Annotated in this window: 12 protein-coding genes; 11 read left to right on the top strand and 1 reads right to left on the bottom strand. The window is 64.6% G+C overall.

What is annotated here, in order from left to right:
* Positions 1-61 precede the first annotated feature (61 nt).
* The 10 genes from ABVV53_RS06570 to cobA all read left to right on the top strand — a co-directional run bounded on the left by ABVV53_RS06570 (position 62) and on the right by cobA (position 13,450).
* Entirely contained in the window at positions 62-1,483 is a 1,422-nt protein-coding gene (locus ABVV53_RS06570) for a CmpA/NrtA family ABC transporter substrate-binding protein (protein WP_353983593.1), read from the top strand.
* Between the two features lie 22 nt (positions 1,484-1,505).
* Positions 1,506-2,540 carry an ABC transporter permease gene (locus ABVV53_RS06565; protein WP_353983592.1) on the top strand — a complete coding sequence of 345 codons (1,035 nt, stop codon included), beginning with the start codon at positions 1,506-1,508 and terminating at the stop codon, positions 2,538-2,540.
* Positions 2,541-2,552: 12 nt separating this feature from the next.
* A complete protein-coding gene (locus ABVV53_RS06560) occupies positions 2,553-4,235 on the top strand; it encodes an ABC transporter ATP-binding protein (protein ID WP_353983591.1) in 1,683 nt (560 codons plus the stop codon).
* Between the two features lie 162 nt (positions 4,236-4,397).
* Positions 4,398-5,639 (top strand): alginate export family protein, encoded by a 1,242-nt coding sequence (locus tag ABVV53_RS06555; RefSeq protein ID WP_353983590.1) that lies wholly within the window; start codon positions 4,398-4,400, stop codon positions 5,637-5,639.
* Positions 5,640-5,653: 14 nt separating this feature from the next.
* Positions 5,654-6,490: a formate/nitrite transporter family protein gene (locus tag ABVV53_RS06550; RefSeq protein WP_353983589.1), complete on the top strand. Its 837-nt coding sequence runs from the start codon at positions 5,654-5,656 to the stop codon at positions 6,488-6,490.
* A 59-nt stretch (positions 6,491-6,549) separates the two neighbouring features.
* Positions 6,550-6,993 carry a cyanase gene (gene cynS, locus ABVV53_RS06545; protein ID WP_353983588.1) on the top strand — a complete coding sequence of 148 codons (444 nt, stop codon included), beginning with the start codon at positions 6,550-6,552 and terminating at the stop codon, positions 6,991-6,993.
* A gap of 226 nt (positions 6,994-7,219) precedes the next feature.
* The gene (gene nirB / locus ABVV53_RS06540) at positions 7,220-9,721 is read left to right on the top strand and encodes a nitrite reductase large subunit NirB (RefSeq protein ID WP_353983615.1); all 2,502 of its coding nucleotides are present in this window, start codon (positions 7,220-7,222) and stop codon (positions 9,719-9,721) included.
* Positions 9,721-10,077, top strand: coding sequence for a nitrite reductase small subunit NirD (gene nirD / locus ABVV53_RS06535; protein ID WP_353983587.1), 357 nt, complete (start codon positions 9,721-9,723; stop codon positions 10,075-10,077). Before nirB ends, nirD begins: the two co-directional genes overlap by 1 nt.
* The gene (locus ABVV53_RS06530; protein ID WP_353983586.1) at positions 10,074-12,650 is read left to right on the top strand and encodes a nitrate reductase; all 2,577 of its coding nucleotides are present in this window, start codon (positions 10,074-10,076) and stop codon (positions 12,648-12,650) included. The genes nirD and ABVV53_RS06530 overlap by 4 nt, the downstream gene beginning before the upstream one ends.
* The gene (cobA, locus tag ABVV53_RS06525) at positions 12,647-13,450 is read left to right on the top strand and encodes a uroporphyrinogen-III C-methyltransferase (RefSeq protein ID WP_353983585.1); all 804 of its coding nucleotides are present in this window, start codon (positions 12,647-12,649) and stop codon (positions 13,448-13,450) included. Before ABVV53_RS06530 ends, cobA begins: the two co-directional genes overlap by 4 nt.
* On the opposite strand, the gene galU is transcribed toward cobA, so the two are convergent.
* Positions 13,439-14,323 carry a UTP--glucose-1-phosphate uridylyltransferase GalU gene (gene galU / locus ABVV53_RS06520; protein WP_353983584.1) on the bottom strand — a complete coding sequence of 295 codons (885 nt, stop codon included), beginning with the start codon at positions 14,321-14,323 and terminating at the stop codon, positions 13,439-13,441. The genes cobA and galU overlap by 12 nt on opposite strands.
* A 196-nt stretch (positions 14,324-14,519) precedes the next feature.
* On the opposite strand from galU, the gene murA reads away from it, so the two are divergent.
* On the top strand, positions 14,520-15,803 hold the full coding sequence (gene murA, locus ABVV53_RS06515; RefSeq protein WP_353983583.1) for a UDP-N-acetylglucosamine 1-carboxyvinyltransferase: 1,284 nt from the start codon (positions 14,520-14,522) through the stop codon (positions 15,801-15,803).
* The last annotated feature ends 15 nt before the right edge of the window (positions 15,804-15,818 follow it).

Below are 15,818 nucleotides of genomic sequence, written 5' to 3'. Positions count from 1 at the left end.
TGTGACCTCATGTCGTGGCGGCTTTTTCACGTTTGTCACATGGCAGGGATCGAGAACGCGGATGAGTCAGGTTCAGGGGCATCGGTTCAGGCGGCGTGCAGTCATAGCGGCCCTGCTGGTCAGTGTTACGCTGGCGGGTTGTGGCAAGAGCCAGTCGGGCGACGCGGCGCAGGCCGCCGTGGCCTCGGGCGGCGTAGAGAAGCCGGTGCTGAAGCTCGGCTTCATCAAGCTGACCGACATGGCTCCGCTAGCGATCGCTAAGGAGAAGGGCTTTTTCGCCGAAGAGGGCCTGAACGTGACGCTGGAGCCGCAAGCGAACTGGAAGGTGCTGCTTGATGGCGTCATAGGCGGCCAGCTCGATGGCGCGCACATGCTGGCGGGGCAGCCGATCGCGGCGACGTTGGGTCTTGGCACGCAGGCGAACCTGATCGCGCCGATCAGTCTCGATCTCAACGGCAATGCGATCACGCTGTCGAACCGCGTCTACGGCATGATGGAGCCCAGCCTGCCGAAGGGCGCGGACGGCAAGCCGTCGCACCCGATCAGTGCCGCTGCGCTCAAGCCGGTGGTCGCCAGCTTCCAGCAGCAAGGCAAGCCGTTCAAGATGGGGATGGTCTTCCCGGTCTCCACGCACAACTACGAGCTGCGGTACTGGCTTGCAGCTGGCGGGCTGAACCCCGGCTACTACACGCCCGGCGATACCGGCGGCACCGTCGGCGCGGACGTCCAGCTTTCCGTTACTCCGCCGCCGCAGATGCCTGCAACGCTCGAGGCGGGCACGATCGAGGGCTACAGCGTCGGCGAGCCGTGGAACCAAGCGGCCGTGCAGAAGAAGATCGGGGTGCCCGTCGTCACCGATGACCAGATCTGGCACGACAATCCCGAGAAGGTGCTGGGGCTGCGCGAAGACTTCGCTCAGAAGTACCCCGCCACGACCGCGGCCATGCTGCGCGCGATCATCAAGGCGCAGCAGTGGCTTGATGCTGACGGCGGCAAGAACCGGGCCGAAGCAGTCAAAATCCTCAGCCAGTCCAACTACGTAGGCGCGGACCCTGAAGTGATCGCCGCATCGATGACCGGCAAGTTCACCTTTGCGCCGGGCGACACGCGTGACGCGAAGGGCTTCAACATCTTCTTCGACAAGAACGCAGGCTACCCGTTCTACTCTGATGCGATCTGGACGATGACTCAGATGCGCCGCTGGGGCCAGATTCCTGCGGATCACGAAGACAGCTGGTATCTGGAGAAGGCCAAGGCGGTCTATCGCCCGGACCTCTACCTCGCCGCCGCCAAGCCGCTCGTTGAAAAGGGGGTGATCCCTGCCGAGGCGATCCCGCAGACCGATGGCTTCAAGCCGGTCGACAACGGCTTCATCGATAAGGTGCCCTACGATGGGCACAAACCCAACGCCTACATCCAGTCGCTCAAGATCGGCCTCAAGCAGGGCCAGAAGGTCACGGCTGCCGGCGTGACCGGCTCCTGAACGCGACCAGAGGAGAAAACTGATGGCAACCGCATACGCGAACATCGCCGAACCCGCCGACACCCAGGCGGCTCCGAGCGCTGCAAGCGCGCCCCAGACTGCGCGCGCGCCTGAGGCTGCGTCCTCCAGCGAGCCATCGGCGGCGCTGCAGGCGTTCGTCGCCCGGTTCGGCCTGACTCTGCTGGCGCCGCTGCTGGGAATCCTGGCCTTCTTAGGCCTGTGGGCCGCGCTGGCGCCGCAAGTCGACACATCGCTTGGCGCACTGCCCGGTCCGGTCGAAGTGGCCGAGCAGGGTGCCGTGCTGTTCGAGGAGTGGCAGGCGTCGCGCATCAACGCTGCGCAGTTCTATGCGGAACAAGACGCGCGCATCGCCGCGGGAACGCAGACGATGTCCTTCGATTACGCAGGGCCGCCCACGTTCCTCGATCAAGTCATCACATCGCTGGAGACCGTCGCGCTGGGCTTCGGGTTGGCCAGTCTGGTCGCGGTGCCGCTGGGCCTTGCCGCTGGCCTCTCGCCGATGTTCAGCGCCGCCATCAACCCGCTGGTGCAGATCATGAAGCCGGTCAGCCCGCTCGCCTGGCTGCCGATCGTAACCATGGTGGTCTCGGCCACCGTTTCCAGCGCCGACCCGATGCTCGCCAAGAGCTTCGTGATCTCGGCCATCGTTGTCATGCTCTGCTCGCTCTGGCCGACGCTGATCAACACTGCGATCGGCACCGCCTCGATCGACAAGGACTTGCTCAATGTCGGACGCGTGCTGAAGCTGGGCACGTTTGCCAAGCTGACCAAGCTCGTCCTGCCGAGCGCGCTGCCTTACATCTTCACCGGCATGCGCCTTTCGCTGGGCGTGGGCTGGATGGTGCTGATCGCAGCGGAAATGCTCGCGCAGAACCCGGGGCTCGGCAAGTTCGTGTGGGATGAGTTCCAGAACGGCAGTTCGCAGAGCCTCGCCCGCATCATGTTCGCGGTGATCGTGATCGGCCTGATCGGCTTCCTGCTCGATCGCCTGATGATGCTTTTGCAGAGCTTCGCCAGCCGCAACCGCGTAGCCTGAGGACAAACAACCATGGCCACGATCCTCTCGCTTCAGGGCGTCAGCAAGAGCTACATCGGAAACTCCGGCGCGGTCACCCGCGTGCTCGATGGCATCGACCTCGACGTGGAGGAGGGCGAGTTCATCGCTATCCTCGGCTTCTCCGGCGCGGGCAAGACGACGCTGATCTCGGCGATTGCCGGCCTGGTGAAGCCGGACGCGGGCACGATCCTGCTGCACGGCCAGCCCGTCGATGGGCCGGGCAAGGACCGGGGCCTCGTCTTCCAATCGTATTCGCTCTTCCCTTGGCTGACGGTGGAGAAGAACGTCGCGCTTGGCGTTGACGCCGTCCACAAGGACCGCTCCGCCGCCGAACGTGCCGCCCTCGTGAAGCAGAAGGTCGAGCTTGTCGGCCTTGGCCATGCGATGGACCGCAAGCCGGCGCAGCTTTCGGGCGGCATGCGCCAGCGCGTCTCGGTGGCGCGTGCTCTGGCGATGGAGCCGGAAATCCTGCTGCTGGACGAGCCGCTTTCGGCACTCGATGCGCTCACCCGCGCCAAGCTGCAGGATGAGATCGAGCGCATTCGCAAGGAAGAGAAGCGCACGATCATCCTCGTCACCAACGACGTGGACGAAGCGCTGCTTCTGGCTGATCGCGTAGCCATCCTGACACCGGCGCCGTCCGCACGGATCGGCCGTATCGTCACCGTCGACGTTGCGCGCCCCCGCGACCGCGAGGCTGTGAATGACGACGCGCACTTCCAGTCCTTGCGCCGCGAGATCGTGGGCTATCTTGGCATGCTGAACGCGGGCGGCACTGTTGGCGAGAGCGGCGTGCCACTGCCGCAAGTTACGCCCATCGATCTGTTCGCGGGCACTTTGCCCAAGGCCTATCAAGACGCGGCAAAGTCAGCCGTGGAGCGGCGCTACCTAGAGTTCTTCAAGCTCAACAAGGTCTATCCTACCCCGAAGGGACCGCTCACTGTGGTCGAGGATTTCAACTTGCTGATGGATAAAGGCGAGTTCGTTTCGCTCATCGGCCATTCCGGTTGCGGCAAGTCGACCGTGCTGACGATGGCTGCGGGGTTGAACCCCATCAGTTCCGGGGGCGTCGTGCTGGACAACCGCGAGATCAGCACGGCCGGGCCGGACAAGGCCGTGGTGTTCCAGGCGCCCAGCCTGATGCCCTGGCTCACCGCGCGTCAGAACGTGGCGCTCGGAGTGGAGCGGGTTTACCCCCACACGACGAAGGGTGAGCGGCGCGACATCGTCGATTACTACCTCGACCGCGTCGGCCTTTCCGATGCAAAGGACAAGCTGGCCGCCGAAATGTCGAACGGCATGCGCCAGCGCGTTGGCATCGCCCGCGCCTTCGCTCTCAGTCCAAGGCTGCTGCTGCTGGATGAGCCTTTCGGGATGCTCGACAGCCTGACGCGCTGGGACCTTCAGGACGTGCTGGTCGAAACCTGGAATCGCACGAAGGTGACAGCGATCATGGTCACGCACGATGTCGATGAAGCAATTCTGCTGGCTGATCGTGTGGTGATGATGACCAATGGTCCGAACGCCACCATCGGAAAGATCCTAAAGGTCGACTTGCCGCGCCCGCGTGATCGCAAGGCGCTGCTGGAGGATGACAGGTTCTACCAGTACCGCCAGGAAGTCCTGCGCTTCCTTGCCGAATACAATCATGGGCCCGCCGCGAAGGCGGCCTGAACAGGGATAAGCGCCGGGCGGGCAATGATGTCCGTCCATAAAGGCAGCCAAAATCGGGCGTGAGGGAGCGCCCGGACAGCGGCAGGCAAAGAAGTCTGCCTTCCGGTCCCATCCGGGACCTGGCGGTGCGTTCATGCGCCCGCCGTGAGGGAGGCAGTGTGTATGAGATCCATCCTGACCATGACTGCAGCGGCTGGCGCGCTGGCGCTTGCCACGCCCGCTTTCGCCCAGCCGGGAGACCCGGTGCAGGTGTCGGATGCGTTCAGCATCGACCCGATCATCGCGGGTAAGCTGCGGTACGAGCACGTCGATCAGCCCGATCTGGGCCTTTATGCCGATGCCGTGACGATGCGGCTGAGGGCAGGCGCCGAGTTCCGCTACCGCAACGTGTCGGTTCTGGCTGAGGGCGAGGGCACTCTGGCGATCGTCGACAACTACAACGCATTTCCCTTTCCAGTGCCCGGCTCCAGCCAGCGACGGCTGGGCTATTCGGTCGTGCCCGACCCGCAGAACGTGGAGCTGAACCGGCTGCAAGTGGCCTACAAGGTGGACGGCACCGGCGTCACCGCAGGGCGCCAACGCATCAACCTGGACGATCAGCGCTGGGTTGGCTCCGTCGACTGGCGGCAGAACGAGCAGACTTTCGATGCTGTACGGGGCGAGGGTAAGCTTGGCCCTGTCACTCTCGACGCGACTTATGCATGGAGCCAGCGCACGCTGTTCGGCACCGATGCCGGTCCGCGTCAGGCTTACGACGGCAACCTGATCTTCCTGAATGGCGGCGTGAAAGCAGGGCCTGTGCAGGTGAAAGCCTTTGCTTACCTGCTGGACTTCAACGATCCCCTGCAACTGGCGAATTCCACACAGACATACGGGCTGCGCGCTAATACCGTGCTGCCGGTCACGCCCCGGGTGAAGCTCGACCTCACCGGATCATACGCTCGCCAGTCCGACTGGCAGCGCAACCCGCGCGACTATGCCGTCGATTATGTGTTGGCGGACGGCGGCGTGACCTTCGCCGGGCTTCGCCTCGGCGGCGGCTGGGAGAAGCTGGGGTCGGACAATGGCGCCGCGCTGCAGACCCCGCTCGCCACACTGCACAAGTTCAACGGAACCGCCGACTTGTTCCTGACAACGCCCGCACAAGGGCTGCAGGATGCCTATGGCGCTGTGAGTTACGCGTTCACTCAGGTGAAGGCGCTGCCCGGCCTCAATGCAGCCGTCGTCTACCACCAGTTCGACAGTGACGTGGGCGACATCGAGTACGGCACCGAGTGGGATGCCCACGTCGCGTTCAAGCTCGGCCAGGTCGGCATTCTCGCCAAATACGCCAATTACCGCGCGGCCAATCCCCGCACCACCGACACCGAGAAGTTCTGGCTCCAAGCCGAATTTGCCCTCTGAGGGAGTAAGATCGCATGTCCTACCTCGCACCCGCCGAGTTCGTCACCAAGCTGATCGATGCTGGTGAATCCAAGATCATGATGTCCACCAAAGACACGCTAGTGCGTGCCTACATGGCGGGCGCGACGCTGGCGCTTGCCGCCGCCTTTGCCGTCACCATCAACGTGCAGACGGGGCAGCCGCTCGCGGGAGCGATCCTGTTCCCGGTCGGCTTCTGCATGCTTTACTTGCTGGGTTACGACTTGCTCACCGGGGTATTCGTCCTCGCGCCCTTGGCAATGTGGGACAAGCGCCCCGGTTGCACTTGGCGCGGCGTGTTCCGCAATTGGGGGCTGGTGTTCACCGGCAACTTCGCGGGCGCGCTGACCACGGCCTTCCTCATGGCCATCTACTTCACCAACGGCTTTTCCACCCCGCCCAGCGAAGTGGGCGCAAAGCTTGCCGGCACGGGCGTGGCGCGCACGCTGGGCTATGCCGAGTTCGGAGCCGCCGGCTGGATGACGATCTTCGTGCGCGGCATGCTGTGCAACTGGATGGTCTCGACCGGCGTCGTCGGCGCGCAGATCTCCACTTCGGTGAGCGGCAAGGTCATCGCCATGTGGATGCCGATCATGCTGTTCTTCTACATGGTCTTCGAGCACTCCGTGGTGAACATGTTCCTGTTCCCGACCGCGCTGATGCTGGGCGGTGACTTCACTGTAGGCGATTACTTCTGGTGGAACGAGGTGCCGACCGTGCTCGGCAACCTGGTGGGCGGCGTCACCTTCACCGGGCTGATGCTCTACAGCACCCACGCTCGCACTTCGCCGAAGCGCAGCGTCGGCAAGCCCGACATCAAGATCGCCGCCTGAGCTTGACGCTTCCGCCGGAGGCGCAGTGCCTCCGGCGCTCTTTCAAGGATGATTGCACGATGATGACCAAGGCCGACGTGACCGAGATGATCATGGAGAAAAAGCGCGCAGGCGGCACGACCTGGGCCGAGATCGCCAACATGGCGGGCTTGGGCGAAGTCTTCGTGACCTCCGCGTGCCTCGGCATGAACAGCCTGCCGCGTGACGTCGCGGAGAAAGTGGCAACGGGGCTGGGCCTGCCGCAGGAGGCGGCTGTGGTGCTGGCCGAATACCCCAAGAAGATGTTCGACCAGGCCGTTCCGACCGACCCGTGCATCTATCGCCTTTACGAGATCGTCGGTGTCTACGGCGAGACGATGAAGGAGCTGATCCAGGAGAAGGGCGGCGACGGGATCATGAGCGCGATCGACTTCGACATGCAGATCGAGAAGATCCCGAACGAGAAGGGCGATCGCATCGAGGTGACGATGTCGGGCAAGTTCCTGCCGTATCGAAGCTGGTAGTACGGCATATTCTTTTGCTGCACTGCAAAATCGCTTGCCGCTGAACCCGCGAATCGGTTACAAGATTCGCAAGCGATTGAGCGCCGTCCGACGAGGGACGATCAGCGCCTCGCCTACCAACTGACAGACGCGTGGCAATGAAGCCGCCCGTGTTCCCCACAGGGAACGCTGGCGGCTTTTTTCGTTGTGCGCGTCTCGGGAATGGAGACGTGATGTGAATGCACCGATGAACTTCGAGAAGGGGAAGCTTCCGGGCCAAGCTCGCGAGCGGCTCGTGGTGATCGGCAACGGCATGGCCGGATGCCGCGCCGTCGAGGAGATCCTTGCGCGCGATCGGGGTCGCTTCGACGTGACGATCTTCGGCGCCGAGCCGCGGGTGAACTACAACCGCATCATGCTCTCCCCCGTGCTTGCCGGCGACAAGAGCTTCGACGAGATCGTCATCAACACTGCCGAGTGGTACGCGGACAACGCGATCACTCTCGTCTCTGGCGATCGGGTCGACCACATCGACCGCGAGCACAAGTGCGTCGTCGCTCGCTCGGGGCGCGTAGAGCCTTACGATACCCTGCTGATCGCCACCGGCTCCGATCCCTTCATCATTCCGATCCCCGGTCACGATCTGGACGGCGTCGTCACGTTCCGCGACCTCGATGACGTCGACAAGATGCTGGCTGCCGCTGAGAAGGGTGGCGACGCTGTGGTGATCGGTGGTGGCTTACTGGGCCTCGAAGCAGCGCATGGCCTTGCGCTGCGCGGCATGAAGGTCACTGTCGTTCATCTCATGCCCACGCTCATGGAGCGCCAGCTGGATGAAGCTGCCGGGTATTTGCTCAAGACGGAGCTGGAACGCCGCGGCCAAACGATACTGACGGGTGCCAACACCAAGGCGATCCACGGCGTCGAGGGGCAGGTCGTTGGCATCGAGCTGGAGGACGGGACCCGTATCAAGGCAGACATCGTCGTCATGGCCGCAGGTATCCGCCCCTCGACCGGTCTCGCCAAAGCCGCCGGGCTGGAGTGCGAACGCGGCATCATGGTCGATGACCACATGGTCACTTCGGATTCGAGCGTGCTGGCTGTGGGCGAATGCGTGCAGCACCAGGGCCTTTGCTACGGCCTCGTCGCACCGCTGTGGGAAATGTGCCGCGCCTTGGCTGACCATGTGACGGGCGCGCCCAGCGGCTATCTTGGCTCTGTCACTTCGACCAAGCTCAAGGTCTCCGGCATCGACTTGTTCTCCGCCGGCGACTTCTCTGGCGGCGAGGGCTGCGAGGACATCGTCATGCGCGATGCCTCCCGCGGCGTGTACAAGCGCGTCGTCCTCAAGGAAGATAAGCTGATCGGCGCCGTCCTCTATGGCGATACCGCCGATGGGAACTGGTACTTCGACCTTCTTAAGAGGGGCGAAAGCGTATCGGATATTCGCGAAGGCCTCATCTTCGGACAAGCCTTCGCATCGGGGGGCGTTCTCTCGGACCCTAACGCCGCCGTTGCCGCCCTCTCGGACGAGGCCGAGGTTTGTGGGTGCAACGGCGTTTCCAAGGGCACGGTGGTCAAGTCCATCCTCGACGGTGCCTGCTCGCTCGATGCGGTGCGCTCGACCTGCAAGGCCTCCGGCTCCTGCGGCTCCTGCACGGGCATCGTGGAGTCGCTGCTCGCCCTCACCATGGGTGAGGACTACGGCGGCGCGCGTGAGGTGAAAACGCTCTGCAAGTGCACCAGCTTTGGCCATGACGATGTGCGGCGCCTGATCTTGGAGAAGGATCTGAAGGCGATCCCGCAAGTCATGCAGGAGCTGCACTGGTCGACGCCTGACGGCTGTGCCTCGTGCCGGCCCGCGCTCAACTACTACCTGCTCTGCGCCTGGCCGGGCGAGTACGTGGACGATCAGAAGAGCCGCTTCGTGAACGAGCGCATGCATGCCAACATCCAGAAGGACGGCACCTATTCCGTGGTTCCGCGCATGTGGGGCGGCCTCACTAATCCGCGCGAGTTGCGGGCCATCGCCGACGTGGTGGAGAAGTACGACGCCCCCATGGTCAAGGTCACCGGCGGCCAGCGGCTCGACATCTTTGGGATCAAGAAGGAAGACCTGCCCGCCGTATGGGCCGATCTCAACGCCGCCGGGATGGTTTCGGGCCATGCCTACGGCAAGTCGCTACGCACCGTGAAGACGTGCGTAGGTTCGGAATGGTGTCGCTTCGGTACCCAGGACTCGACGGGGCTGGGTGTCAAGCTGGAGCAGATGACCTGGGGTTCATGGATGCCCCACAAGTTCAAGATCGCGGTCAGCGGCTGCCCCCGTAATTGCGCGGAGGCGACGATCAAGGACTTCGGCGTGGTCTGCGTAGACTCCGGATACGAACTGCACGTCGGCGGCAACGGCGGCATCAAGGTTCGCGCCACGGACTTCCTGTGCAAAGTCGGTACCGAGGAGGAGGCGATGGAGATGTGCGCCGCCTTTACCCAACTCTACCGCGAGGAAGCGCACTATCTGGAACGCACCGCGCCCTGGATCGAGCGCGTCGGCCTTGAGTACATCAAGGAAAAGCTGCTCACCGATCCCGACGCTGTGCGCCAGTACGCTGCACGCTTCCGCTACTCGCAGCAGTTCTCGCAGGACGACCCCTGGGCCAAGCGCGCCCAGGGCGATCGCCGCGACCTTCACGCCCACATCGCGACTGTCCGCCCGATGGTCGTCGCACCAGAGATGGAGAACGCCTGATGATTGGCGATTGGCTCGACATTGGCCCCAAGACGCAGATCGAACCCGGCACTGCGCGCACTCTGCCCGTTGAAGGCGGTGAGGAAATCGCGGTGTTCCATACGATGCGGGGCGAGTTCTTCGCGCTGGTGAATTCCTGCCCGCACAAGCAGGGTCCGCTCAGCCAGGGCATTGTCCACGGCGACGTGGTGACCTGTCCGCTGCACAACTGGAACATCTCGTTGCGCAGCGGGAATGCGCTGGGCTCTGACGAGGGCTGTGTTCCGACGATCCCGCTCAAGGTCGATGCCGGGCGGATCTACCTCAAGCGCTCGGCGGTCCTTTCGCCCCGCGCGCTGGCGGTGCAAGCGGCGTGAAGCAGCCGATCCGCACCACTTGCGCCTATTGCGGCGTCGGTTGCGGGATCAGCGCGACCGTCACGGGCGAGCGCTCGGTGCGGATCGCCGGAGACAGCGAACACCCCGCCAACGCAGGGCGCTTGTGCTCGAAAGGCACGCACCTGGGCGAAACGGTCGGGCTGGAAGGTCGCTTGCTCCACCCGATGATTGGGGAGGAGCAGGCGGACTGGGACGATGCGCTGGATCTCGTTGCGGGGAAGATGCGCGATTGCATCGACCAGCACGGGCCAGATTCGGTGGCGTTCTACGTCTCGGGCCAGCTTCTCACCGAAGATTATTACGCCGCGAACAAGCTGATGAAAGGTTTCATCGGCTCGGGCAACATCGACACCAATTCGCGGCTCTGCATGGCGAGCGCGGTTGCCGCCCACAACCGCGCCTTTGGCGAGGATGTGGTGCCGTGCTCTTACTCCGACCTGGACGAGGCGGACCTGATCCTGCTGGTCGGGTCGAACACGGCGTGGTGTCATCCGGTGGTGTGGCAGCGGATCGAGGCCGCGCGCGAGAAGCGCGGGACCAAGCTTGTCGTCATCGACCCGCGCCGGACCGAGACGGCCGAGCAGGCAGACTTGCACGTGGCCGTTGCGCCCGACGGTGACGTTGCCCTGTTCAACGCTCTGCTGGCGACAATGCGTGAGCGGGGCCTCGTGGACGAGGCCTACCTTTCCGAGCGCGTGAACATAGACGACGGCTTCTGGGCCAGCCTACCCCGCGGCGCTGGCATGCCGGATGCGATCTTCTCGCAGCTTACCGAACTTGTCGCGGCCCATCCGCGTATGGTCACTCTGTTCAGTCAAGGCGCGAACCAGTCGGTGTGTGGCACCGACAAGGGCAACGCGATCATCAATCTCCACCTCGCCACGGGGCGCATCAACACGCCGGGCGCAGGGCCGTTCTCGATCACCGGCCAGCCCAACGCCATGGGCGGGCGGGAAGTCGGTGGGCTCGCGAACATGCTCGCCTGCCACCTCGGCTTCTCGGACGAGGAGCGCGCCGCCGCTGCCGATTTCTGGCAGGCGCCGAACATCTGCACCGGCCCTGGCCTCAAGGCAGTCGAGATGTTCCGTGCTGTCCATCGCGGCGACATCAAGTTCCTCTGGGTCATGGCGACAAATCCCGCTGTTTCGATGCCCGACAGCGCCTTCGTGCGCGAAGCGCTGGCGCGTTGCCCGACCGTGGTCGTGTCCGACGTCATCGCGGACACCGACACGGGACGCTTCGCCCATGTCCGCCTACCCGCGCTGGCCTGGGGTGAGAAGGACGGCACTGTCACTAACTCCGAACGCCGCGTCAGCCGCCAGCGCGCCTTGTTCGCGGCGCCGGGAGAGGCGCGGCCGGACTGGCGGATCGTTGCCGACGTTGCGGCGCGGATGGGCTGGGGTGTGTCCTTCAAATGGAACACGCCTGCCGCAGTGTTCCGCGAGTTTGCCGCGATGACCAGCCTTGCGGGCCAACGAGGCAAGGCCCTCGACTTCACAGCCTGGGCCGACCTCTCCGACGTTGCATACGAGACCATGGCGCCATTCCAATGGGGCGGTGCTCGCCCGCTCGCGCAGGGATACCCTACGGCCAGCGGGCGGGCTCGACTGGTCGCGGTTACGCCACCCGCACGGACGACCGATGCCGCCTACCCATTGCGGCTCAACACCGCGCGTTACCGCGACCAGTGGCACACGATGACACGCACCGGTCTGTCTCCCACGCTCTCGCAGCATCGGCCTGAGCCTTTGCTGGAGATCCATCCGGACGATGCGCTGACGCACAGCCTCTCCAATGGCGGCCTCGCTCGCGTGGAGACCGCGAGCGGTGCAAGCGTGTTCCGCGTTCGCGTCACGCCTGCGCAGCGTCCCGGTGAAATCTGCGTGCCGATGCACTGGACCGACGTCATGGCCGGTGGAGCGCGTGCCAACCGGTTGCCGGGACAGGCTGCGGACCCGGTCTCGGGGCAGCCCGGCTTCAAGAACTCTGCCGCCCGCGTGATGCCGGTCGAACCTGAATGGCGCGCGTTCCTTGCCAGCCGCGAGGCGGCCGCGCCCGCTGGGCTGCTCTACTGGTGCCGCTCTCGCGTAGGTGGTGGTTGGCTGACGGAACTGGCCGGTGACGGTCCTGTCGATCTCGATGCTTTGCTGCCGGCGGGCGAGCGGCTGGAAGTTGTCGACCTCGCGCGTGGCATGCGCCGAATTGCGGTGCGTTCACCGGAGGGCACGTTACTTGCGGCCGTCTATCTGACGCGCTCGGGCGAGTTGCCACGGCGCGAGTGGGTGGCGGCGCAATTGGGCCAGGCCGCGCAGCCCATCGAACTGCTCGCTGGACGCCCTTCCACTCCGCTGCCGGATCGCGGTGCGATCGTATGCGTTTGCCATGGAGTGGGCGAGGCGGACATCGGGCTCGTCTGCCATGCTGGCGCCGCGACAGTGGCGGCGGTGGGAGCGGCGACCAAGGCCGGCACCAACTGCGGCAGCTGCCGCCCCGCCATCGCCCGCTTGCTGCAAGCCTTGAACGAAGAAGCCGCAATGGAGGCAGCCGAATGAAGCGCGATGATTTCCCCGCCGGTTCGGTCTGGCTCGTGGGCGCTGGCCCCGGCGATGCCGAACTTCTCACGCGCAAGGCAGAGCGACTGATCGGGGAGGCCAGTGTTGTGTTTTACGACGCGCTTGTCGGCCCGGAAATACTGGACATGGCGCGCCGGTCCGCACGTCTGGTGCATGTCGGCAAGCGCTCAGGCCGGCATTCGAAGGATCAGAAGACGATCGACAAGCTGATTGTCGAGGCGGCGCTTGCGGGCGAGAGAGTGGTGCGCCTGAAAGGCGGCGATCCCTCCATCTTCGGTCGTGCGACGGAGGAACTGGAGGCTTGCCGGGAGGCGGGGCTGACGGTGCAGGTCTGTCCTGGCGTCACTGCGGCGAGCGCGGCAGCCGCGAGTCTCGCAACGTCGCTGACCCTACGCGGACTTGCCCGCAAGCTGATCTTCGTCACCGCTCATGCGCGGGCAGGGGAGCCGCTGGACCTCGACTGGACACGGCTCGCCGATCCCGAAGCCACGTTGGCGGTCTACATGGGCAAGGCAGCCGCCGGCGAGGTTTCCAGTCGGCTGATGGCCGAGGGGCTCACGGCCGACACGCCCGTCGCGCTCGTCGAATCTGCCAGCTTGCCGGAGGAGCGCGTCTTCCTGACTCGGCTGGACCTGCTGGCGCTCAGCGCGAAGACCGCGCTGGGCGATGGTCCCGCGCTGCTGCTGATCGGCGAGGCGCTGAGAAGCGCCGCACCGGCGTCGCGCGCCGTTGCGGCTCTGGAGCAGAACCGCAACGGTCTGGCGGGATCAGTTTTTTAGCAGCTTTTCCGCGATTGCACGCACGTCGGAGCCCATGTCCTTCCGGTCGAGCGCGATCGCCAGCGTCGCTTCGACGAAGCCAAGCTTCGAGCCGCAGTCGAAACGGCGGCCCTTGAAGGTGACGGCGTGGAAGGGCTGCGTATCGATCAGCTTGGCCATCGAGTCAGTGAGCTGAATCTCGCCGCCTGCGCCTTTGCCCTGCGTCGCCAGCAGATCCATGACCTCGGGCTGAAGAATGTAGCGGCCGGACACGATGAGGTTGGAAGGCGCTTCTTCAACCTTCGGCTTCTCGACCAGACCCTTGACCTCGGTCAGTGCACCCTTGCTGGCGCCAGGCGCAATCACGCCGTAGCTGGAGACTTCCTCCTTGGGCACTTCGAGCACCGAGATCAGGTTGCCGCCCACTTCGTTGTAGGCTTCCACCATCTGCGCCATGCAGCCGGGCGAGCCGTACATCAGCTCATCGGGCAGGAAGATGGCGAAGGGATCGTTCCCCACCACTGCGCGGGCGCACCAGACCGCGTGTCCCAGGCCCATCGGAACCTGCTGGCGAACGGTGGTGAGATTGCCAGGCTGCATGCGCGTAGGCTCCAGCGGATCAAGCGACTTGCCGCGCTCGCGCATTGTCGCCTCAAGCTCATACGCAACGTCGAAGTGCTCGACGATAGCGGTCTTGCCCCGTCCGGTGACGAAAACGAACTCTTCGATTCCAGCTTCACGGGCCTCATCGACGGCGTACTGGATCAGCGGGCGATCGACGATCGGCAGCAATTCCTTCGGGATCGCCTTCGTAGCGGGCAGAAAGCGAGTGCCGAGGCCGGCGACGGGGAACACGGCCTTGCGGACAGGCTTGCGGAAATTGTTCTGAGACATCGGCTTTGGTTACCCCCTGATTGTGGCCGCCAGTTAAAGCGCCTTCGCACTTGCAGCGCAATCGCTGACATAGCTGGATTGCGATCGCATGAACGTGGCGCGGGTTCGTTCGTTAAGAGATATCGGCTGGTCGGTTGCAGGCGGATTGCGGTTGCCCCTTGCTTGCCGCTCAGGGGAAACCCGCTAAAGGGCGGCGATGGACAAGATTATCATCCGGGGCGGCACGCGCCTCTCGGGCACGATTCCCGTTTCCGGCGCCAAGAACGCGGCGCTGACTCTGCTTCCCTGCGCACTGCTGACTGACGAGCCTTTGACGCTGCGCAACCTGCCGCGCCTGGCTGACATCGACGGCTTCCAGCATCTGATGAATCAGTTTGGCGTCTCCACCACCATCGCGGGCTCGCGGCCCGAAGACTTCGGTCGGGTGATGACGCTGGCGGCGACTCGCATCACCAGCAACGTCGCGCCGTACGATCTGGTGCGCAAGATGCGCGCCTCGATTCTTGTGCTGGGCCCGATGCTCGCGCGCATGGGCGAAGCAACGGTGTCGCTGCCGGGCGGTTGCGCCATCGGCAATCGGCCCATCGACTTGCATCTCAAGGCCCTGGAGGCGCTGGGCGCCACCATCGAAATGGCGGCAGGCTATGTGCGTGCGATCGCGCCTGATGGCGGGCTGCCCGGCGGGCGTTACTCGTTCCCGGTCGTGTCTGTGGGGGCGACCGAGAACGCACTGATGGCGGCGGTGACCGCCAAGGGCAAATCGACGCTCCACAACGCGGCGCGCGAGCCGGAGATCGTTGACTTGTGCAACCTGCTGGTCGCGATGGGCGCGCAGATCCAAGGGATCGGCACCAGCGAACTCACCATCCACGGGGTGCCTCGCCTGCACGGAGCCACGTACCGGGTCATGCCCGATCGCATCGAAGCGGGCAGCTATGCCTGTGCCGCGGCGATCACCGGCGGCGAGGTGACTCTGGCCGGTACCCGGATCGAGGAAATGGACGCAACCGTCCAGGCGCTGCGCAGCGCTGGAGTGCACGTTGAGCCGCGCGGGGATGACTTGCACGTCGCCGCCGACGGAAAATTGCGGCCGGTTACTCTGGCCACTGCGCCTTACCCGGGGTTCGCCACCGACATGCAGGCGCAACTCATGGCTTTGTTGTGTCGCGCCGAAGGTTCGAGCGTGCTGACCGAGACCATCTTCGAGAACCGCTACATGCACGTGCCGGAACTCAACCGCATGGGTGCGCGGATCGAGACTTCGGGCCGCACCGCCATTGTTCATGGCGTCTCGCGAATGAATGGCGCGGAAGTCATGGCAACCGATCTGCGCGCGTCCATGAGCCTGGTGATCGCCGGCCTCGCAGCAGAAGGCGAAACGCAAGTGCACCGCCTCTACCATCTCGACCGAGGCTATGAGCGGCTTGAGGAGAAACTTTCGCTGCTCGGCGCACAAGTGGAGCGCGTCGGCGGCGATTGAGACCCTCTCGGAAAC

The sequence above is a fragment of the Novosphingobium kalidii genome, assembly GCF_040534015.1.
GTDB lineage: Bacteria > Pseudomonadota > Alphaproteobacteria > Sphingomonadales > Sphingomonadaceae > Novosphingobium > Novosphingobium kalidii.
Note: the sequence above shows the minus strand (reverse complement) of the source record. Positions and strands in the feature narration are given on the sequence as shown.